Annotated in this window: 21 protein-coding genes and 1 pseudogene; 21 read left to right on the top strand and 1 reads right to left on the bottom strand. The window is 31.3% G+C overall.

Going from position 1 to position 21,298, the window contains the following annotated elements:
• Position 1: 1 nt before the first annotated feature.
• From HZR23_RS13295 to HZR23_RS13245, 11 genes are all read left to right on the top strand, one after another.
• A complete protein-coding gene (locus HZR23_RS13295; protein WP_132848236.1) occupies positions 2–679 on the top strand; it encodes a glycosyltransferase family 2 protein in 678 nt (225 codons plus the stop codon).
• Positions 680–700: 21 nt separating this feature from the next.
• Positions 701–1,510 carry an MraY family glycosyltransferase gene (locus HZR23_RS13290; RefSeq protein WP_132848237.1) on the top strand — a complete coding sequence of 270 codons (810 nt, stop codon included), beginning with the start codon at positions 701–703 and terminating at the stop codon, positions 1,508–1,510.
• Positions 1,511–1,524: 14 nt separating this feature from the next.
• Positions 1,525–2,607 (top strand): DUF3866 family protein, encoded by a 1,083-nt coding sequence (locus tag HZR23_RS13285; RefSeq protein WP_132848238.1) that lies wholly within the window; start codon positions 1,525–1,527, stop codon positions 2,605–2,607.
• A 5-nt stretch (positions 2,608–2,612) separates the two neighbouring features.
• The gene (locus HZR23_RS13280) at positions 2,613–3,146 is read left to right on the top strand and encodes an NUDIX hydrolase (protein ID WP_243098204.1); all 534 of its coding nucleotides are present in this window, start codon (positions 2,613–2,615) and stop codon (positions 3,144–3,146) included.
• 116 nt (positions 3,147–3,262) lie between these two features.
• A complete protein-coding gene (gene spoIIM / locus HZR23_RS13275) occupies positions 3,263–3,895 on the top strand; it encodes a stage II sporulation protein M (protein ID WP_165913671.1) in 633 nt (210 codons plus the stop codon).
• 84 nt (positions 3,896–3,979) lie between these two features.
• On the top strand, positions 3,980–4,864 hold the full coding sequence (xerD, locus tag HZR23_RS13270; RefSeq protein WP_132848241.1) for a site-specific tyrosine recombinase XerD: 885 nt from the start codon (positions 3,980–3,982) through the stop codon (positions 4,862–4,864).
• A gap of 94 nt (positions 4,865–4,958) precedes the next feature.
• A complete protein-coding gene (locus HZR23_RS13265) occupies positions 4,959–6,128 on the top strand; it encodes a phosphopentomutase (RefSeq protein WP_132848243.1) in 1,170 nt (389 codons plus the stop codon).
• A gap of 16 nt (positions 6,129–6,144) precedes the next feature.
• The gene (locus HZR23_RS13260; protein ID WP_132848244.1) at positions 6,145–6,963 is read left to right on the top strand and encodes a purine-nucleoside phosphorylase; all 819 of its coding nucleotides are present in this window, start codon (positions 6,145–6,147) and stop codon (positions 6,961–6,963) included.
• A 31-nt stretch (positions 6,964–6,994) separates the two neighbouring features.
• The gene (locus HZR23_RS13255) at positions 6,995–7,822 is read left to right on the top strand and encodes a purine-nucleoside phosphorylase (protein ID WP_132848245.1); all 828 of its coding nucleotides are present in this window, start codon (positions 6,995–6,997) and stop codon (positions 7,820–7,822) included.
• Positions 7,822–9,141 (top strand): pyrimidine-nucleoside phosphorylase, encoded by a 1,320-nt coding sequence (locus tag HZR23_RS13250; protein WP_132848246.1) that lies wholly within the window; start codon positions 7,822–7,824, stop codon positions 9,139–9,141. The genes HZR23_RS13255 and HZR23_RS13250 overlap by 1 nt, the downstream gene beginning before the upstream one ends.
• Positions 9,142–9,228: 87 nt before the next feature.
• Positions 9,229–10,392, top strand: a complete 1,164-nt coding sequence (locus tag HZR23_RS13245) for a D-alanyl-D-alanine carboxypeptidase family protein (RefSeq protein ID WP_132848247.1) — start codon at positions 9,229–9,231, stop codon at positions 10,390–10,392.
• 245 nt (positions 10,393–10,637) lie between these two features.
• On the opposite strand, the pseudogene HZR23_RS13240 reads toward HZR23_RS13245, so the two are convergent.
• Positions 10,638–11,914 (bottom strand): annotated as a pseudogene (locus HZR23_RS13240) (IS1380 family transposase).
• A gap of 679 nt (positions 11,915–12,593) precedes the next feature.
• On the opposite strand from HZR23_RS13240, the gene HZR23_RS13235 reads away from it, so the two are divergent.
• From HZR23_RS13235 to HZR23_RS13190, 10 genes are all read left to right on the top strand, one after another.
• The gene (locus HZR23_RS13235; RefSeq protein WP_132849275.1) at positions 12,594–12,833 is read left to right on the top strand and encodes a hypothetical protein; all 240 of its coding nucleotides are present in this window, start codon (positions 12,594–12,596) and stop codon (positions 12,831–12,833) included.
• On the top strand, positions 12,806–13,144 hold the full coding sequence (locus HZR23_RS13230; RefSeq protein WP_207667915.1) for a hypothetical protein: 339 nt from the start codon (positions 12,806–12,808) through the stop codon (positions 13,142–13,144). The genes HZR23_RS13235 and HZR23_RS13230 overlap by 28 nt, the downstream gene beginning before the upstream one ends.
• A 9-nt stretch (positions 13,145–13,153) precedes the next feature.
• Positions 13,154–13,705, top strand: a complete 552-nt coding sequence (locus tag HZR23_RS13225; protein WP_279229903.1) for an epoxyqueuosine reductase — start codon at positions 13,154–13,156, stop codon at positions 13,703–13,705.
• 178 nt (positions 13,706–13,883) lie between these two features.
• Entirely contained in the window at positions 13,884–16,484 is a 2,601-nt protein-coding gene (locus tag HZR23_RS13220; protein ID WP_132849273.1) for a CBS domain-containing protein, read from the top strand.
• A gap of 14 nt (positions 16,485–16,498) precedes the next feature.
• The gene (locus tag HZR23_RS13215) at positions 16,499–17,119 is read left to right on the top strand and encodes a site-2 protease family protein (RefSeq protein ID WP_132849272.1); all 621 of its coding nucleotides are present in this window, start codon (positions 16,499–16,501) and stop codon (positions 17,117–17,119) included.
• A gap of 12 nt (positions 17,120–17,131) precedes the next feature.
• Positions 17,132–17,884 (top strand): segregation and condensation protein A, encoded by a 753-nt coding sequence (locus tag HZR23_RS13210; RefSeq protein ID WP_132849271.1) that lies wholly within the window; start codon positions 17,132–17,134, stop codon positions 17,882–17,884.
• Between the two features lie 4 nt (positions 17,885–17,888).
• Positions 17,889–18,449 carry an SMC-Scp complex subunit ScpB gene (scpB, locus tag HZR23_RS13205; protein ID WP_132849270.1) on the top strand — a complete coding sequence of 187 codons (561 nt, stop codon included), beginning with the start codon at positions 17,889–17,891 and terminating at the stop codon, positions 18,447–18,449.
• Between the two features lie 45 nt (positions 18,450–18,494).
• A complete protein-coding gene (locus HZR23_RS13200; protein ID WP_132849269.1) occupies positions 18,495–19,100 on the top strand; it encodes a nitroreductase family protein in 606 nt (201 codons plus the stop codon).
• A 184-nt stretch (positions 19,101–19,284) separates the two neighbouring features.
• Positions 19,285–20,139, top strand: a complete 855-nt coding sequence (locus tag HZR23_RS13195) for a sugar diacid recognition domain-containing protein (protein WP_165913738.1) — start codon at positions 19,285–19,287, stop codon at positions 20,137–20,139.
• 246 nt (positions 20,140–20,385) lie between these two features.
• A complete protein-coding gene (locus HZR23_RS13190; RefSeq protein ID WP_132849267.1) occupies positions 20,386–21,237 on the top strand; it encodes a methyl-accepting chemotaxis protein in 852 nt (283 codons plus the stop codon).
• Positions 21,238–21,298: the final 61 nt, after the last annotated feature.

Below are 21,298 nucleotides of genomic sequence, written 5' to 3'. Positions count from 1 at the left end.
AGTGAAAGAGTATATTTCGGTTCTTATACCTGTTTATAATGAGGAAGAAAAGATAGAAAAAACTATATCAGCCATTAAAGATATAGAACTGATAGATAAAATATGTGTTATTGATGATGGCTCAAAAGATAATACTTATGAAATTATAAGTATTATAGATAATATTGAAGTGATTAAGATTTCTAAAAATAGGGGGAAAGGCAATGCAATGCAAGTGGGTTTAAATGCAGTTATTTCATATTCAGATATTATAGTTTTTTTAGATGGGGATTTAGGAGAGAGCTCAGAGGAGGTAATTAAACTTATTAAACCTATTATTAATAGTGAGGCTCATGTATCAATAGCCAAATTTCCTAAGGCAAAGAAAAAGGGTGGCATTGGACTTGTAAAAAAACTTGCTAAGTACGGTGTGTACCTGCATACAGGAGTTTTATTGGATACAGTAATATCTGGACAAAGGGCTTTTCGCAAGGAGGTTTTAGAAAACATATATTTTCCAACGGATTATGGAATAGAGGTAGGGACAACAATTGACATCTTAAAAAAAGGCTACAAAGTTATAGAGGTAGATGTATTAATGCACCATAATGAAACTGGACGAAATTTGAGGGGCTTTATTCATCGTGGTCGACAGTTTATACAAATTTTTAAAACACTAATTAGAAAAACCATAAGTTAAAATTACTATAGGGGTTTTTATATGAATCTTATTATCTTATTTATAAGCGGCATAAACACGCTTTTATTTTTACCTATTATAAGAAATCTATTGTTAAGCAATAAGCAAGTTGCTAAAAATTATAAAGGTCAATCTATTCCAATAGGAATGGGCATTTCCTTTGTTTTTGTAATGCTAGTGAACTCAATTATTATTTTTATTGTTATGGATATTAATCACTTTTATCTATTAACTATCTTAATAGGTATACTTACTATGTCCTTTATAGGCATTATAGACGATTTAATTGGAAACAGAGACTCCTTAGGATTTAAAGGCCATATTAAGTCTTTTTTTAAATCAATAGTTACAACGGGTTTTCTGAAACTGTTAATTGGTGGTTTAGTGGCAATTTTCATTAGTCTATATTATTCTAGTGGTCTATCTGAACTACTAATTAACATATTACTAATCTGCCTATTTACAAATCTAATTAACTTATTTGATCTAAGACCTGGAAGGGCTATAAAAATCTGTTTGCTATTAGCAATTATTTTGTTTCTTATTGGAGTACCAAAGGATTTAGAAATAATCTTAGTTTCTATAGTAGGGTTTTGTTTAGTATATTTACCCCAGGATATTAAAGCCTTAAGCATGATGGGGGATGTAGGCTCAAACCCTTTAGGGATAAGCTTAGGAATAGTAACAATTACTAGTTTAGAATTCTATTATAAAATTGTAGTTTTAACATTATTAGTATTACTACATCTCTTTGCTGAAAAATACTCTATTACGAAAAGTATAGAAAATAATCGTATATTAAAATTTTTGGACGACCTTGGCCGTCGGTAAGGTTAGGTGATTAAATGTTTGATATAGAAAAGGGAATAGTCAAAGGAATCATTTCACAAACTTCAGATAAAACAATTATTTCTGTATTAATTGATAATATAGAACAACTAGCAATTAACTATAGTAAGCTAACAGGAAAAATAAATATTGGCGATGAAGTGCTATTGAATACAACTGCTGTAAATCTACAGCTAGGTACGGGTGGTTTTCACTTTGTAATGTATAATCTTAGTGCCAGTAATATAAAATCAGGCAAATCAGGACATATTATGAAATTAAGATATACTCCTTATCAAATAAAGGTACTAGCTTTAGAGGAGCAGGATAGCCCTTATCATAATGCTTTTAATCACTTTACAACTCTTAATAATATGCCTATAATTGTAGGGACCTTACATAGTATGCTTATACCTATTGTATCAACTATAAAATATTTATCACCAAATATAAAAATTGCATATATTATGACTGATGGAGCATCTTTACCAATTTGGCTTAGTGATACTGTTATTAAGCTTAAAGAGTTAAGTTTAATTGATACTACTATTACAATAGGGCATGCCTTTGGAGGGGATATAGAAACCGTAAATATATATAATGGGTTAATTGCTGCAAAAGAGATTGCAAAATGTGATATATCTATTGTATTAATGGGACCTGGCATTGTTGGAACTGGTACTAAATATGGATTTACAGGTATTGAACAAGGATACATTTTAGATGCTGTAAATACGCTTGGTGGATGTAGCATTGGTGTTCCTAGAGTAGGTTTTTCTGATAAACGAGCTAGACATACTGGTATAAGTCATCATAGTATTACGGTATTCAACGAGATCACTATGTCAAAAGTTAACATACCTTTTTTTGAATTTGAATTAGAAAGTAACCACTTTAAATTAATTAAAGAACAAATAAATAGTTTTGACTTATATAAAAAACATAATATAATTATTGAGAAAGATAATATACTTGAGAAGGCTTTAGAACATTTTAATTTATCTGTCGAAACTATGGGAAGGTCGTACTATGAAGATCCATCTTATTTTTTAACCTGTAGTGCCGCAGGGGTATTTGTAAGTAATAAAATATTGGGGTGAATTTAGTGGAAAATGAAAAAACAATAAAGTCCGAGAAAATATATGAGGGCAAAGTCATATCTGTTAAAATTGACACTGTAGAACTTCCTGATAAAAAATACTGTAAAAGAGAAATAGTAGAACATCCTGGGGCTGTAGCAGTTATTCTAGTAAACGAAAATAACAATTTAGTTTTAATTAAGCAATATAGAAAAGCTATAGAAGACTATTTGCTCGAAATTCCGGCAGGGAAAATTGAGTTAAAGGAAAGTCCATATGATACGGCATTAAGAGAGCTAAAAGAAGAGACTGGTTACACAGCTTCGTCACTTACAAAACTATTATCATTTTACACATCACCAGGCTTTGCAAATGAAATAATACATGTATTTATTGCAAAGGATGTAATAAAGGGTGAGGCTACACCTGATATTGGTGAATTTGTTGAAATGCTCGAATTTCCAATGGAAACAGTTCTTCAATTGATAAAAGAAGGAAAAATCAAAGATGCTAAAACAGTAACAGCTATTTTAGCATATTTACAATTTTATGAGAAATAGGAACAACTAGCTAGATTTAAATTTATTATTATTAATGTATAAAAGGACAAGGCATATTTATCATTTTTTTAGCATATTGTGTTATAACAATCACTAAAGAATGGGGGATATGCCTTTTGATTTCACAATTCGTAAAGCGGGTAAAAATACATATTAAAAACAACTTCTTTCTATATTTAATTATAGCCTTCTGCTATCTAATAGGTCTTTCTGTAGGGGCCTTCACGGTTAAAATTGTTGATGTAAAACATAAGCAGGAGCTATATTACTATATGAGGGATTTCTTTAGTGTTTTTACTAAAGAAGGTTTTTTAGGTTTTGAAATAATGAAACAGTCTTTTGTTAATAACTTCCAACTACTAACTCTTAGTTGGCTACTTGGATTGTTAGTAATTACTGCTCCATTAGTTATTTTAATTATAGTATTCAAAGGTTTTATTATAGGATTTAGTACCGGCATTTTAATAGAAGAATTTAGTGGGGCGGGCTTACTAGTTTTGATTTTTAGTGTAATACCTCAAAATATAATAATTCTGGTTATATTCTTCTTAGCAGCACAATTGTCCTTTGCATTTGCTTGGCATACTATTAAATCTAGGTCTAAAGCAACCCTTAACACTTCATTTGGAAAAAAAGCTACTGTATATACTGTTACTTACTGTATATTAATACTAACAGTAACAATAGCTGCATTTATGGAGGGTTATGTAGCTCCACTCTTTATAAGGTTAATTTTTAGATTTTTATAGTCATAAAGTATTTTTTAATAAATAAAGGAATATTAAAAATTTTGTAGAATAAATAAGTATACAGAAGCAGAGGGAGTTTTTTGGATGAATGATATAGTTATTAATTATGGAATATTTCTTGAAAAGGAAAAGCAGTTGTCTAAGAATACATTAGAATCATATAAAAGAGATATTAGACAATACATAAGCTATTTGGACAACAATAATGTATCAAACTTATCTGAAACTAATAAAACAACAGTAATTACCTATCTAATTCATTTGCAAAACGTAGGTAAAGCTGTGTCAACAATTTCTAGAAGTATAGCTTCAATAAGATGTTTTTATCAATTTTTAATGGCAAACAAAGTAGTCGAACAGGACCCAACTATTAAGCTGAATACACCTAAAAGTAAAAAGAAATTGCCATCAATTTTAACATTAAATGAAGTGGATATGCTTCTAAGACAACCTGAAGATCAAACACCTAAAGGAATTAGAGATAAGGCAATGCTTGAATTGCTTTATGCAACAGGTATTAGGGTTTCTGAGCTGATTGCACTAAGAATGACAGATGTTAATTTAGAACTTGGATATATTAATTGTTCAACGGGCACTAAAGAACGTATTATTCCTATAGGTTCAATGGCCTTAAGAGCTACTGTACGTTACATAAATAATGCTAGGGAATCATTCATTAAAAGCCAAGAAGAACAGTATTTATTTTTAAATGTTCACGGAGCGAAATTAACAAGACAGGGATTCTGGAAGATTGTAAAGGCATATACCAAAAATTTAAATATTACTACACCAATTACACCTCACACACTAAGACACTCCTTTGCAACCCATTTAATCCAGAATGGTGCGGATTTAAAATCAGTCCAGGAGATGTTAGGACACTCTGATATATCTACTACTCAAATATACACCCATTTATCACAAAATAAAATTAAAGATGTATATAATAAAACCCATCCTAGGGCCTGAAAAACAGGTCCTATTTTAATGATATAACAAATATTAATATTTTTATTAGTGCATTATATATAGGGTATAATAATTTTATATAGGAGGGTTAAATATGACGAATAGAGTTGTTTTATTTATTATGGATAGCGTAGGAATAGGGGAACTTCCTGATGCTAAAGATTTTGGAGATGTTGGAGCAAATACTTTAGGTAATATTATAGAGCAAGAAGGTGGAATAGAATTACCTAATTTGTTATCTTTAGGCTTGGGGAATATCGGTATTAAAGGACTAGAACCCATAGTTACTCCTCTAGGTGCCTTTGGTAAGTCTGATGAAGTTTCTAATGGGAAGGATACTACAACTGGCCATTGGGAATTATCGGGATTGCATTTAACGCAACCATTTAATACTTTCCCTGAAGGTTTTCCAATACATATAATTGAAAAATATGAAGAGATGATTGGTAGAAAGATACTTGGTAATAAACCAGCATCAGGTACAGCCATACTTGATGAACTCGGAGAAGAACATATGAAAACAGGGCACCCTATAGTTTACACATCTGCAGATAGTGTATTTCAAATAGCTGCCCATGAAGAAGTTATTCCATTGGAGCAATTATATGATTTCTGCAAAAAAGCAAGAGAACTAATGATGGGAGATGTAGCAGTAGCCAGAATCATTGCTCGTCCTTTTGTAGGTAAACCAGGGGAGTTTGTAAGAACTCCTAATAGAAAGGACTATTCATTAGATCCATTCGGTGAAACAGTTTTAGATACAGTTAAGAATAGTGGACTTGATGTTATTGCTGTTGGAAAAATTAATGATATTTTCAATGGAAAAGGTATTACTGAGTATGCAAAAACTAAAAATAATATAGAAGGTATAGAAAAAACTATCGAATACTTGAATAAAGGTAACAAAGGGATAATTTTTACAAATTTAGTCGACTTTGACTCTGAATATGGACATAGGAGAGACGCAGCTGGATATAGAAAAGCTTTAGAGGAAATGGATAAAAAAATACCAGAAATATTAAATGCACTTAAACCAAACGATATTATTATTTTCACTGCAGATCACGGAAATGATCCTACCTTTAAAGGTACAGACCATACTCGAGAATATATTCCGATACTTATATATGGTCAAAATATTAAGGCTGGTGCCAATATTGGTGTTCGCAAGTCTTTTGCAGATATAGCTGCAACTATAGCTGATTTATTAAATGTTACATGGACTGGTAAAGGAGAAAGCTTTAAGAATTTAATAATAAAGTAAAGTGAGGATTGATACTATGAGTTTAAATTATAAAATAACAGAGACTAGCCAATACATAATTGATAAAGTTAATGTTAAGCCTGAAATAGGATTTATACTAGGCTCTGGTTTAGGTGTGTTAGCAGATAAGATTGAAAACCCAAAAATTATCCCATACAGTGAAATACCTCATTTTCCTAAATCTACAGTACATGGTCATGCAGGTGAACTGGTGTTTGGAGAATTTCAAGGAAAAAATGTTGTTGCCATGAAGGGAAGATTTCACTACTATGAAGGATACCCTCTTGAAGTTGTTACTTTTCCTATTCGTGTAATGAAAGCGTTGGGAGTAACTACTCTTATTGTAACTAATGCTGCAGGTGGAGTAAATCAAAACTTTGAACCTGGAGATTTAATGATTATTGAAGATCATCTAAATTTATCTAATAGTAACCCACTCATAGGTCCGAATGATGAAAAGCTTGGGGTTAGGTTTCCAGATATGTCAAATGCATATAACAAAACTTTAATTACTCTAGCAGAAATAACCGCTGATGAGCTAAATATTAAAGTAAAGAAAGGTGTTTACACATTTTTAAGTGGGCCTACTTATGAAACACCTGCAGAAATTAGAATGCTTAAAAAAATTGGGGCTGATGCAGTTGGAATGTCGACTGTTCCAGAAGTCATTGTAGCAGTACATTCTGGGCTAAAGGTATTAGGTATTTCATGTATTACAAATATGGCTGCAGGCATTTTAGATCAACCACTTAACCATGAAGAGGTTATAGAAACAGCAGCTAAAGTGAAAGAAAAGTTTTTAAGTTATTTAACTGAAATTATTAAGAATATATAAATTATATAAATCACTAAGGGAGTGGAGATTAATGAATGACATTCTAAACAAAGTAAGAGAAGCTAAAGAACATATAGAAAGCGAAATTACTGTTAAGCCACAGGTTGGACTTATTTTAGGGTCAGGATTGGGGACTTTAGCTGATGAAATAAAAAACCCTATTATTTTAGATTATGACGAGATACCGCATTTCCCTATATCTACTGTAGAAGGTCATGCAGGAAATTTAGTTATTGGGGAATTAGAAGGTAAAATTGTTGTTGCTATGAAAGGCCGTTTTCATTACTATGAAGGCTACTCAATGCAGGAAGTAACATTCCCAGTTAGAGTTATGAAAGCCCTAGGTATAGAGCATATTATTATTACAAATGCCTGTGGGGGATTAAATTCTAAATTGTATCCAGGGGCTTTAATGATTATTAACGATCATATTAATTTCACTGGTGATAATCCACTAATTGGACGAAATTATGAAGAATTTGGACCTAGATTTCCAGATATGTCTACCGCATATAATAAAGATCTTATTAAGCTCGCTCATAAAGTAGGTAAGGAAATCGGTGTTGAGACCTTTGAAGGCGTGTATATTTCTATAAGTGGACCTAATTACCTCTCTAAAGCAGAACTAAGTATGATGATTAATTTCGGTGCTGATACAGTTGGAATGTCTACAGTACCGGAGGTAATTGTAGCTAATCATATGGGGATGAAAATATTAGGGATTTCCTGCGTAACTGACATGGCTATTCCGAATCAACTAGAATCCATAAGTCATGAACAAGTAATGGAAGTTGCAAATAAAACTAGACCTAAGTTTATTTCCCTAGTTAAGGGTATTTTAAATGAGGTGAATATCTAGTGAGGATTATTGATATTATCCTAAAAAAAAGAAATGGAGAAAAATTGAGCCGTGAAGAAATAGATTATATGGTAAGAGAATATACCCTAGGTAATATTCCTGATTATCAAGTATCTGCACTTCTTATGGCAATTTATTTTCAAAAACTAGACGATGAAGAGACAGCATATTTAACAGAGTCGATGATGAATTCTGGAGAGATCGTTGACTTACGGCATGTTGAAGGTATTAAGGTAGATAAGCATAGCACTGGCGGAGTAGGTGATAAGACAACCATCGCTTTAGCTCCTATTGTTGCTGCCTGTGGTGTTCCTGTAGCTAAAATGTCTGGACGTGGACTTGGTCATACGGGGGGGACCCTTGATAAATTAGAATCTATTCCTGGGTTTAATGTAAATCTCACTAAAGATGAGTTTATAAATCAGGTTAATGAAATAAAGGTATCAGTTATTGGTCAAACTTCAAATCTAGTCCCAGCAGATAAAAAACTTTATGCCCTAAGAGATGTAACAGCTACTGTAGACAATATATCTTTAATAGCTAGCAGCATCATGAGTAAAAAGTTAGCTTCTGGGGCGGATGCTATTGTTTTAGATGTTAAAACTGGAAGTGGAGCTTTTATGCAAGACATTAATGACTCCTTCGAATTAGCAAAAGAGATGGTACAAATAGGCACAAATATGAATAGAGAAACAGTTGCAATTATTTCAGATATGGATCAACCCTTAGGATATGCTGTAGGGAACTGTCTAGAAATTAAAGAAGCTATAGATGTGTTACTAGGTAGGGGTCCAGAGGACCTGAAAGAGCTGTGTATTGTAGTAGGGGCACATATGATACTACTTGCTAAAAAAGCCGATGATTTAGGTCAGGCTAAAGCTATGATTGAAGAAGCTATTAGTTCTGGAAAAGCTTTCTCTGTATTTAAGGAATTTGTGGAAAGACAGGGTGGAGATATTACTTTTATTGATAATATTGAATTATTACCTAAGGCAAAGGAGATTTATGCTCTTAGAGCTACTAAAAGGGGATATATACATAAAATTCATGCAAATACTGTTGGTTTAAGTGCTATGATTTTAGGAGCAGGTAGAGAGCATAAAGATAGTATAATTGATTTGTCAGTAGGAATTGTTCTAAACAAAAAATGTGGAGATTTTGTTACTGAAGGTGATGTTCTAGCTTATATCCATAGCAATAATTCTATATTAACTGAACAAAGCGCTACTAAGATGATTACAGCTTTTAAAATAGAACAAAATATACCTGAAATTAGACCGTTAATATTTGGTACAGTAACCAAAGAAAGTATGGGGTAATATAGACTTTTACCTCCTCAAGATTGTATAACAGTAGGATTCAATGGAAAACATAATCCTAAATACAATAGTGAGGAGGATATTTATATGAAAAAACGTTTACTATGTCTAGCTTTAGTAATTATTACTATTATGTCCTACAATATAAATATAGCTAGTGCTCAAACAGCACAACCATTCAATATAAATGCTAAATCCGCAGTACTTATTGATTGGTCAACTGGTGAAGTTTTATATGAGAAGAACATACATGAGCAACTTCCCCCAGCAAGTGTAACGAAAATAATGACTATGCTTCTAGCCATGGAAGCTTTAGATAGTGGTAAAATCACTTTAGCTGATAAAGTAGTAGTTAGTGAGCGTGCTTCTCGTATGGGAGGTACACAATTATATATTGAGCCTGGTGAGATAAAAACCGTAGAGGAGCTTATGAAAGGTATTGCCATACGTTCTGCAAATGATGCTTGTGTTGCTATGGCAGAATTTATATCAGGCAGTGAAGAAATATTTGTTCAAAGAATGAATGAAAGAGCAAAAGAGCTTGGTATGGTTAATACAAACTTTGTTAACACAAATGGCTTACCTGCTGATGGACATGTAACCACAGCCTATGATATTGCATTAATGTCTAGAGAGTTGTTAAAACATAAAGATGTAACTGTATGGCTTACTACATGGATGGATAGTGTAGATGTTGGAGTAAAAAAACAATCTACACAACAATTAGTAAATACAAATAAACTTTTAAGAACATATCAAGGTATTAACGGTATTAAAACTGGCTTTACACAAGAAGCAATGCATTGCTTATCTGCATCTGCCACTAGAGGAAATAATACCTTTATTTCGGTAGTTTTAGGTGCACCAAGTTCTGAACTGCGTTTTGGTGAAGCTGCTAAGCTTTTAGACTATGGTTTTGCAAACTTTAATACAGTTGAAATATTAACTAAAGAGACTGGAATAGCAGATGTACCAATTCAAAAGGCAAAAGTACAAACTATTAAAGGTATCCCAGCTGAAGATGTTTATGTACTAGTTAAAAAAGGACAAGAAGAATCCATAGATAAAGAAATCATTATTAATAAAGTAAGTGCACCACTAAAAAAAGGTGCTGTTATAGGTGAAGTAATAGTTAGACAAGATGGCAAAGAGATAAATAGAGTTAATATTATTACAGAAGATGCTGTTGAAAGAGCATCAGTATTTACAGTATTAAATAAAATGTTTAAAGGAATGACAGGCAGAAAATAACTAACCCAATATATTAATTATAAAAGCCTCACTTTAAATAGAATAAGTGAGGCTTTTAAATTTTCTTTATATTTACAATATAACCTGAATTATTCATGAGAAAAATTTAATACAACTTCTAATTCAAAAATGACTTGTTTGTTAAAGTAAAAGGTCTCTACATTTTAAGAGACTTAAAAATGGGCAGACTTATCCCCGAATAGTCAATTCAGATTTTTGAAGTTGTCAAAGAACTTTATTTTTTATTACTCTAGCTTAGGGATTTTCATTATGTTATCAAATATCTCATTAAACTCCTTTTGATACGGGCAGCTACTACACAGTTTAAATGTAAGGTATCTTGCTGATTTAACGATTTTCGAAGCTATCTTAATAAGTTTTAAACGTATGGTATTTATCTGCATTTTTCTCATATGCTTAGGAAGTAGCAGCTGTCTAAACAAATTAAAAAGATTGTAAGCTAATACATGTAATTGCAGTCGATTAGCGTTAACTATTTTACTCTGACTACTGGTAGAGCAGAAATCAAAACCGTTTTTACTCTTTAATAAAATTCTCCATGTTCCCCCTGTTTGAGTAAAAAGCGAAAAGTTTTGTTGGAGATAGACTCATGTTGGTTACTATAAAGGTATGCTGATATATAAATTGATTAGCTGGTTTTTCTACTTTTACTACAACTTGTCTAGGATAATTCCAGCTAGCTGCTTTATATAAAAATTCATCATATACTGCAGCATAATCAAGTTTATTTTGAGCTGTAATTTCGTCTAATAAAGTAGTAGCATATCGTGATAGTTTATAGAGATTCTGATTTGCCTTTAGACGGATTGCATATGACACCGAGCTTGTTTCACATTGTTTAAATAATTCAGGTACGGCAAAACCGCTATCACCTCGTAAATACGAGCTAGCATCGGGATAATTAATTTCGTATTCATCTAGTAAAGGTTGCATAAAATCAACAACACCATTGGATGTGTATACTGTACCATCTCGCAGTTGAGCTTTTAGAAGATCTCCAGTTAAACCGTCATAACAAAGTAATGGATGATAGCCATTGGCACTATAATGGAAGTTAAAACCTTCACCTTCCTGTGCTCCAAAGGTGTTGAGTAATGTAGAATCAAGGTCAAAGAGTACCATTTCTGGCTTCTTGATCATATAAGCTATTTTTCTTAATTCCTTAGAAATTTCATTAAATTGAGTTAGAGTATCTGAGTCCATACGGTTAAAAAAACGTGACAAAGTAGGCTGTGAAGCAAGACTCTCTTTATCTAAAATGCTTTTGAATACCGGTTCATTAGAAAAATTCGTCTGCGTCATTATCATTAAAATAACCTGCCAAGATTTGATAAATCATTTGACTAAGGTTTTCATCATCCTTATGAAAACGTGTAGCTTTATCTTTTGTTTTAAACATGTTTTTAATTAGCTTATGAAACCCAAGTTTATGAGCAAATTCCTTTATTAAAAGTAGGCCTGAATCAGATGATAAATCTCCACCATCGAAATTAATTTTAATTTTACTATTGCTTTTAGAGTGAAGTAAGCTTTGATTGAAGTTTGTTTAATTTAATGTCATGAATAATTAAGGTATAATTATATTTATATATTACATGTTTATAATACAATCTAAATTTGTTATAAACTTATTAGCAACAGAATATTTTCAAATGACATAATATCAATACTATGCCAAGTATAGGGTCTATTTTAGAAATAAGAAAAAATAGTGTGGGAACTTTATATTTCAATAAGTAAAACTATTTAGGTTATAACTATCATTAAACCCATTTATACTTTATTTTACTAAATTATTTTAATCGCTTATAATTAATTAAACATAGTAAATGGATTGCTCAAATAAGTGTTAGTATGCCTAAATGTGCATCTACTGGTGAGTCAGTTATGGGTGTTGATTTAGGGGTTAAAAGTTCCCGCTGTAGCTGTAATTGATTCAGGTAAAACAAAATTCTTTGGTAATGGCAGACAAAACAAGTATGTTAAAAGAAAGCACAGATCCAAACGCAAAAACTTAGGTAGAGCTAAAAAAATAAAAGCAATAAAAAAACTTGACGATAAAGAACAACGCTGGATGAAAGACCAAGATCATAAAGTAAGCAGAAATATAGTTAATTTTGCTATTGAAAATAATGTTCTTTAATTAAGATGAAGAATAGTATAAAATTAGGGGGATCTGCATGGATAAAAAAGACCTAACTAGAAAAATAAAAGAAAAGGCATTATCTCTAGGATTTGCAACAGTAGACATTACTACAGCTGACGATTTCAGTGATTATGCTGAGGAACTACTTAGACGTGCTCCAGCCTATGATTTTGTGATTAATATGCCTAAAAGTCCATATAAAGGGGCTTTCCCTCGCTCCATAATGCCTGAGGCAAAATCAATAATATGCTTGCCTATGACTACTCTGATGTAGCCTATCCAAAAAAGCTTACTGAGAGAGTCGCCAGGGCCTATCAAAGTAGAGCATATCTTCCTCTAGTGGATTCTATAAACGGTGCTCGACTTTCACTATTTCGAGATTTACTAAAAAGCAACGGATGTAAAATAGGTGAAGATGTTCAAGTTCCTGACCGTTTAGCCAGTGCTCGGGCTGGTATAGTTACCTTTGGCAGTAATACTTTTGCATATGCAGAGGGTTCATTTATTATATTAACCTGCTATGTGGTTGATGTAGAATTAGAATATGATTCAGAAACTATGGAGAATAGATGTCCTCCTAATTGAAGCAATTGTATAGATTCATGTCCGACTAAAGCTATTTTAGAACCTGGAAAGTTGTTACCTCAGAAATGTATTGCCTTTAACCATTGGGCTACAAAGTTTGTACCCATGGAAATACGTGAAGTAAATGGTGGTCGTATACATGGTTGTGATGTTTGTCAGGAGGTATGTCCTCGAAAGAAGAAATTCCTCCAAACAGCTACTAAAGGGGATTCATTCTTAGATCTTTTAGCAAATGAGCTTGATTTAGAAAAACTGTTATTAATGGAAGACACTTATTACGAAAAAATTGTCCATCCAATAATGTATAACTATATAAAAAGTAAAAAGGTTTTTCAAAGAAATGCAGCCATAGCCCTTGGTAATAGTCAAGACGAAAAACATGTGCTAGCGTTGACTACTGCTCTGAATACCTGTGACCCAATGGTACGGGAGTATGCCGCTTGGGCACTGGGTAATATAGGAGGGGAGATGGCCAAAGCTAAATTAGAAAAAGAACTAGAACATGAACAAACAGATATTGTTAAAGAAGCAATAAATACTGCCCTAGCTAAATTCCAATAACTACTTTTAAAATTAAGTATAATGGTATTGTTAACCAAAGTATTCTTACATTATAAGAAGTGCAAATTATTAAGAGGTCCACTATATGTGGGCCTTTAGGACATATACAATCTTATTTTTATATACTGTTTAAGTATGATATAATATTTCCAATGAACTTGTAGAGGATGAGTGAGAAATGAAGGTAATAACTAGTCACCTTAATCTAGACTTTGATGGCTTATCAAGTATGGTTGCTTGTTCCAAAATATATCCAGATGCTAATATGATATTTTCTGGTAGAATAAATGATGATGTAAAAAGGTTTTATAATTTATATAAAAATATATTAAATATAGGGCTTGCTAACAAAATTAATGTTAATGAAATAACCGAGCTAATAATTGTTGATGTTAATTCTAGTAATAGAATAGGTAAATTTAAAGATGCTTTGAAAAATAATATAGGTGTTAAGATTTATGATCATCATCCAACAGGGCCTCAAACTATTGAGAAGTCTGATAAAATATTTCAAAAATATGGTTCCTGTACTACTATACTAGTAGAAGAAATTATTACTAAAAACATAGATATTAATTCATTCGAAGCAACCTTATTTTTACTAGGTATTTATGCAGACACTAATTGTCTTACATTTAAGAACACAACCCCAAATGATGCTAAAGTAGTTTCCTTTTTACTAGAAAAGGGTGGGGACTTAGACATAGTAAGGGAGCATATAAGTCAAGACTTAAGCGGTGAACATGATAAACTACTTTTATCTCTGCTATTTAATATGGAAACCTTAGAAATAAACAACTACAAAGTAATCATTTCTACCCATGAAACAGAAGAATTTATAGGAGAGTTGTCATATATTACAAATAAAATCTTAGATATACGTAAATGTGATGCTATATTTAATATTGTTAAAATGGATAATCGTATATATATAGTTGGAAGAGGCTCTACTGAGAATATAAATATAAGAGAAATCTTAGCAGAGTTTGGAGGAGCAGGACATTTAAGTGCAGCATCAGCAAATATTAAAGATGGAGATATTAGTAAAACAAAAATAGAGCTTTTGAAAATACTTCATCAAAAAATAAAGCCACAGGTTACAGCAGAGCATATAATGAGCTATCCTGTAAAGTCTGTATTTGAGGATATGACTGTAGAAGAGGTTAATAAAATAATGCTAAGATATGGTCATACAGGGATGCCAGTTGTTAAGGATGAACGACTAATCGGAATCATTTCTAGAACAGATATTGATAAGGCGATGATACATAAACTTGGACATGCTCCAGTGAAAGCATTTATGTCTAGGGAAGTAAAAATTGTAAATCACGATACTTCTATTAACGAAATAAATGAACTACTTGTTAAAAATAATATAGGTAGATTACCAGTAATTAGAGATGAGAAAATAATCGGCATTGTAACTAGAACAGATATGTTAAAAATCCTTCATGGTAACAATTATCCTTTTTGGTATAGGGAGTTATTTATATCTCAATCAAATCCTGAAAAGTACAACTGCGTTAGCAAACTAAACAAGCTTCCTCCTAATATACTCAGTCTTTTAAAATCTGCTGGAGAAATAGGAGATAAATTAAACTATAAAGTTTTTGTAGTAGGTGGTTTTGTTAGAGACTTAATATTGAATAGACCTAATTTTGATATAGACATAGTTATAGAAGGTGATGGTATTGAGTTTGCAGAGGAGTTTAATAAAAGACTAAATGGAACTATAAATACATATGCGAGTTTTGGAACAGCTACGGTTATTTTGGAAACTGGTGAAGCAATCGATATCGTAACAGCTAGAAGAGAATATTATGAGCATCCAGCAGCTTTACCCAAAATAGAGAAAAGCTCAATATGGAGCGATTTATTTAGGCGGGATTTTACAATTAATTGTATGGCATTACAGTTAAATGAGAAAAAATTTGGTACACTACTAGACTACTTTGGTGGTTTAGAGGATTTAGAAAACAAAAAAATTAGAATATTATATAATCTTAGCTTTATTGAGGACCCAACGAGAATATTCAGAGCTATTAGATTTGCAGCTCGAATGAATTTTGCTATTGAAGAGGAAACTAAGGAATTTATATGTAAGGCAATAAGTGAAAATATGATAAAGAAACTAAGTGAAGATAGAATCCGCGAAGAATTAGTTAGCATTCTTAAAGATTCATATCCCCATTTAGGATTAAAGTTGCTTACTGAATATGGCGTAATAAATAATTTAAATAGTGATTTAATAATTGATGCTGATATTATTGAAAAAGTACAAAATATAACTAAGTCTATTAAGGAATTTGATTCATTTAATATAGAAATTTCAAAGTATAAAGTAATAGTGCTTCAAATTTTAAGTAGTGTTAATAACCTAGATGAAGTAATGAATCTATTTTTTACTACCTCACACTTTGAGGAAATAAAAAATACTCTAGCTCATAAAAATTCCATTTATGAGGCACTCTTAGCGGAAAATCTAGACAAATACCATTTATTTACATTGTTAAAAGGTTTGTCTATTGAATCATTAGTATTTTATTATAATGATTGCAATGATGAATATATGAGACATTATATTATGCTATATATGCTAATACTCAGAAATATATCTATACATGTAACAGGAGAGGATTTAAAAAAATTAAATATTTCACCTGGCCCGATTTATAAAAAAATTTTTGATGAAATACTTAAAGCGAAAATTTTAGGATTAGTTTATAGTAAGGAAGATGAGTTAAAGTTCATAGAGAAAAACAATCTATTAGGAAAATAAGAGAGGAATAGCATATGTTTAACTTTAGTTTGGCTAGAATCGTTTTGACTTTACCAGGTATCCTGTTAGGACTAACCATACATGAATACTCTCATGCTCTTTCAGCATATTACATGGGAGATGATACTGCAAAATATTACGGAAGACTATCATTGAATCCAATAAAGCATATAGATCCCATTGGTTTTCTTATGCTTCTATTTGCTGGGTTTGGTTGGGCTAAACCTGTGCCTGTAAATCCTAATAACTTTAAAAATAGAAAACTAGGTTATTTTCTGGTTTCAATTAGTGGCCCCTTATCAAATTTTATTTTAGCTATCCTTCTTACATTTATACTTGGACTACAAATAACAATGCAAAATAACAAAACAGTGGAACAAATCATTTTCTTTGGTATTTATATTAATTTAGTTTTGGGAGTTTTTAATTTATTTCCAATACCACCCCTAGACGGTTCAAAATTACTTCTATTAATATTGCCTGATACTATGGAACACAAGTATTATAGTATACAAAAGTACTCTTATGCCCTTTTATTTCTTTTGTTATACTTTGGTGTTATTAGTAAAGTACTGTTTCCAATAGTTCAATTTATTTTAAATTATGTTCTACAAATACTAATATTCTTCTTTTAGGGGGATTGTTAAATGAGCTATAAAATTAAAATTGAAACCTTTGAGGGGCCTTTTGACTTATTACTGCACTTAGTAGAAAAAAATCAGGTGGATATTTATGATATACCAATAACAAAAATTACTGAACAGTATTTAGACTATATAAGACAACTCAATGAAATCGACTTAGAAGTTACAAGTGAATTTCTCCTAATGGCTGCTACCCTAATAGAAATTAAATCAAGAATGTTACTTCCTGTCAATAAAGGTACAGGAGTTACATTAGAGGAAGAATTAGATCCAAGAGGAGACTTAGTACGTAGGATGCTGGAATATAAAAAATTCAAAGAGATCTCACAGCAGCTTAAACTGAGGGAAGAGTATTCTAATAAAATCATTTCTAAAAAAAGAGAAGAAATAGTTTTTGATAATGATAAAGATACCCTTAAGGATATAGATTTAGATGAGTTAATAAGTGCCTTTAATAAATTGATATTTCGACAAAAAACTATTTCAAAGAATCAACCGGTACATAACGTTAGAAAAATCCATCGAGATGTTGTAACTATTGAAGAAAAAATAACAGAAATTTTGTGTTTATTAGAACATAGCATATCTATTAATTTCAATGAATTATTTTCTATAGAAACTAGCAAAGTAGAGTTAATAACTACTTTTCTTGCTATTCTTGAATTGATTAAAATAAAGAAAGTTATGATAGTGCAGGATTTATGCTATAGTCAAATTATAATTATGCCTTATTCAAACAACATAAGAGGTGTGTAAACAAATGGATAAAAAACAAATTAAATCAATATTCGAAGCAATTCTTTTTGCATGGTCGGAACCTATTTCTTCAAAAGATCTTAGTAAAATTGTAGATATTAGCGCCAATGAAGCAAAGGCAATAATAAATGAAATGATAAATGAGTTTAACTTCTATTTAAGAGGCATACAAATAATCGAAATGAATGAATATTATCAATTAACTACTAGACCTGAGTATTATGAATATTTACAGAAGCTATTTGAACCAAAACAAAACAAGGGACTAACACAAGCTGCCTTAGAAACGTTATCTATAATTGCGTATAATCAACCAATTACTAAAGTAGAAATAGAAGAAATTAGGGGAGTTAAGTGCGATAAAGCCCTAAGCACCTTATTAGAAAAAGATTTGATTAAAGAGGCTGGAAGGTTAGAAAAGACCGGGAGACCTATTCTGTATGCAACTACAATAACATTCCTTAAAACTTTCAGTTTAAAATCTTTAGATGAATTGCCAGATATTAAAGAGTTAGAAATACATGATGAAAATGATAAAGAGATAAGGAATATCTTCGATAGATAATAATTATCCACTTTAAATATTAGATGAAATGAGGGAGGAAATAAAATGACAGAGATAAAAGATTATTACTCTGCGGTGGAATCTAGAAGGTCAATGTATAATATTAATGATGAAAAAATAGTGCCGGAACAAAAAATTATTGAGATTGTAAGACATGCTGTAAAACATACACCATCATCTTTCAATTCTCAGAATGGTAGGGCTGTTATTTTATTTGGAGAGAACCATAAAGAGTTATGGGACATAACTAAAAATATATTAAGTAAAAGAGTTCCAAAAGAAAGATTTGCATCAACTGAAAAAAAGCTAAGTTCTTTTGCTAGTGGGTACGGCACAATACTTTTTTTTGAAGATTTAAGTGTTGTTGAGAACTTACAAAGTAGATTTCCATCCTATGCAAATAATTTTCCAAATTGGTCCCTACAATCTATAGGTATACTTCAGCATATAGTGTGGACAGGCCTAGAACTTGAAGGTCTAGGGGCATCATTACAACATTATAATCCATTAATAGATGAGGAAGTTAAACAACGTTGGAATATACAAAGCAGTTGGAGGCTAGTATCCCAAATGCCATTTGGAAAACCAATAGCACCAGCTGATGAGAAACAATTTTTACCAATCGAGGAAAGAGTTAAAGTATTTTATTGATACTATTCCTGCCCCTAAAAAAAGTTGACGGAGTATACTAAATAGTTAAAAATAAAATATGGAATCATAGTCAACTAAATGATATAATAGATAATATGTAATTTTATTACATATTTCGATTGTGACTTGTTGGAATTTGATGTTTTTTAAGAATTTTGATCGGTTGATAAGGGGGGGCCATTTTATGTCAATCATTGATTCAGTTTTTGCTCAACAACTAGTAGAACTTATACAAAAAGAAACCAACCAAAATGCACATTTTTTTGGGGATGGTGGTAGAATAATTGCGTCAACAATTAAGGAAAGAATTGGTACAATTCATGAGGGTGCTAAAGATATAATGGCAAAAAAATCCGATTCTATTGCCATTACCGAAGAAATGGCAGAACGAATGTCAGGGGTAAGACCAGGATTTAGTGTAGGGATTGATCATGATGGCAATCGAATCGGAGCAATTGGAATAAGTGGAGACCCATATGATATGAAACCAATAGCTATGATAACTAGTCATATGATTTATCTAGAATATGAAAGAAAATTGTTTATGGATAATTTAAATGAAGTGGCAACCAATATCAATAAAAGTTTGCAAGAATGCTCTGCTGGATTAGAGGAATTGTCTGCTAGCTCTGATCAACAAGCAACCACTGTATTAGAACTTAATGATATGGTTCAAACTACTAAAGATAATATAATGGAGACCAATAAAATAATTGATTTTATTAAGGGAATCTCAAAACAAACTACTATTTTAGGTATTAATGCCTCAATTGAAGCAGCTAGATTGGGAGCTGAAGGTAGGGGATTTAATGTCGTAGCTAATGAAGTTCGTAAATTAGCAGATAATACTTCAAACTCAGTTAAACAAATTGATGATGTATTAACAACAATACAAAACCTTATAGGTAATGTTTCTACAAATCTAGTATCATATACGGATACATCACAGGATCAATCTTTTGTTGTTCAAACCCTTGCAAAAGAATTAGAAAATATTACGTGTTCTTTAGATAACTTCGTAAAAAGGCTATCACAATAAAACAAAATTTAAATTATAAAATCACATTTATTGAAGACTCAAATCCTTAATTATATGTGATTTTCTTTGTTTTATTTAACATATATTAACCTTTATAAGTCTAAAGTTTCGATTATAACTAAAAGAATGGAAATTCAAATTACAAAATGGTATAATATTGTATATGGTATTACATATTTTGATATGACAAATTTTAATTTGTTGAAGTTTAAAATATTTTGCTGAGATGATAGGGGGGACCATTTTATGTCAATCATTGATTCAGTTTTCGCGCAACAGTTAGTAGAACTTATTAAAAAGGAAACAAACATTAATGCACATTTTTTTGGGGATGGTGGTAGAATAATTGCTTCTACAATGAAAGAAAGAATTGGTATTATTCATGAAGGTGCTAAAGATATAATGGCGAGAAAAAAGGATTCAATTGTTATGACCCCAGAAATGGCAGAACGAATGGGGGTACTGCCTGGTTTTGTTATAGGAATTGATCACGAAGGGGAACGTATAGGGGTACTTAGTATAAATGGAGATATTGATACTGTAAAACCTATAGCAATGATTTCTAGCCATATGGTCTATTTAGAATATAAGAGAAGAATATTTATGGATAATTTAAATGAGGTAGCAACAAATATCAATAGAAGTCTCCAGGAAAGCTCTGCGGGATTAGAAGAATTATCTGCTAGCTCAGATCAACAGGCAAATACTGTATTAGAATTAAATAATATGGTACAAACTACTAAGGAAAATATAATGGAGACAAATAAAATAATTGATTTTATTAAGGGAATCTCAAAACAAACTACTATTTTAGGTATTAATGCCTCAATTGAAGCAGCTAGATTAGGTGCTGAAGGTCGAGGATTCAACGTAGTAGCTAATGAAGTTCGTAAATTAGCAGATAATACTTCTAACTCAGTTAAACAAATTGATGATGTATTAACAACAATACAAAACCTTATAGGCAATGTTTCTACAAATCTAGTATCTTATACAGACACATCACAGGACCAATCTTTTGTTGTTCAAACCCTTGCAAAAGAATTAGAGAACATTACATGTTCATTAGATAACTTTGTAAAAAGGCTGTCACAATAAATCAAACTGCATTATATTATAAATATAAAACAGATACTTAAATTGAATTAGTATCTGTTTT

Source organism: Serpentinicella alkaliphila (assembly GCF_018141405.1).
Taxonomy (GTDB): Bacteria; Bacillota; Clostridia; order Peptostreptococcales; family Natronincolaceae; genus Serpentinicella; species Serpentinicella alkaliphila.
Note: the sequence above shows the minus strand (reverse complement) of the source record. Positions and strands in the feature narration are given on the sequence as shown.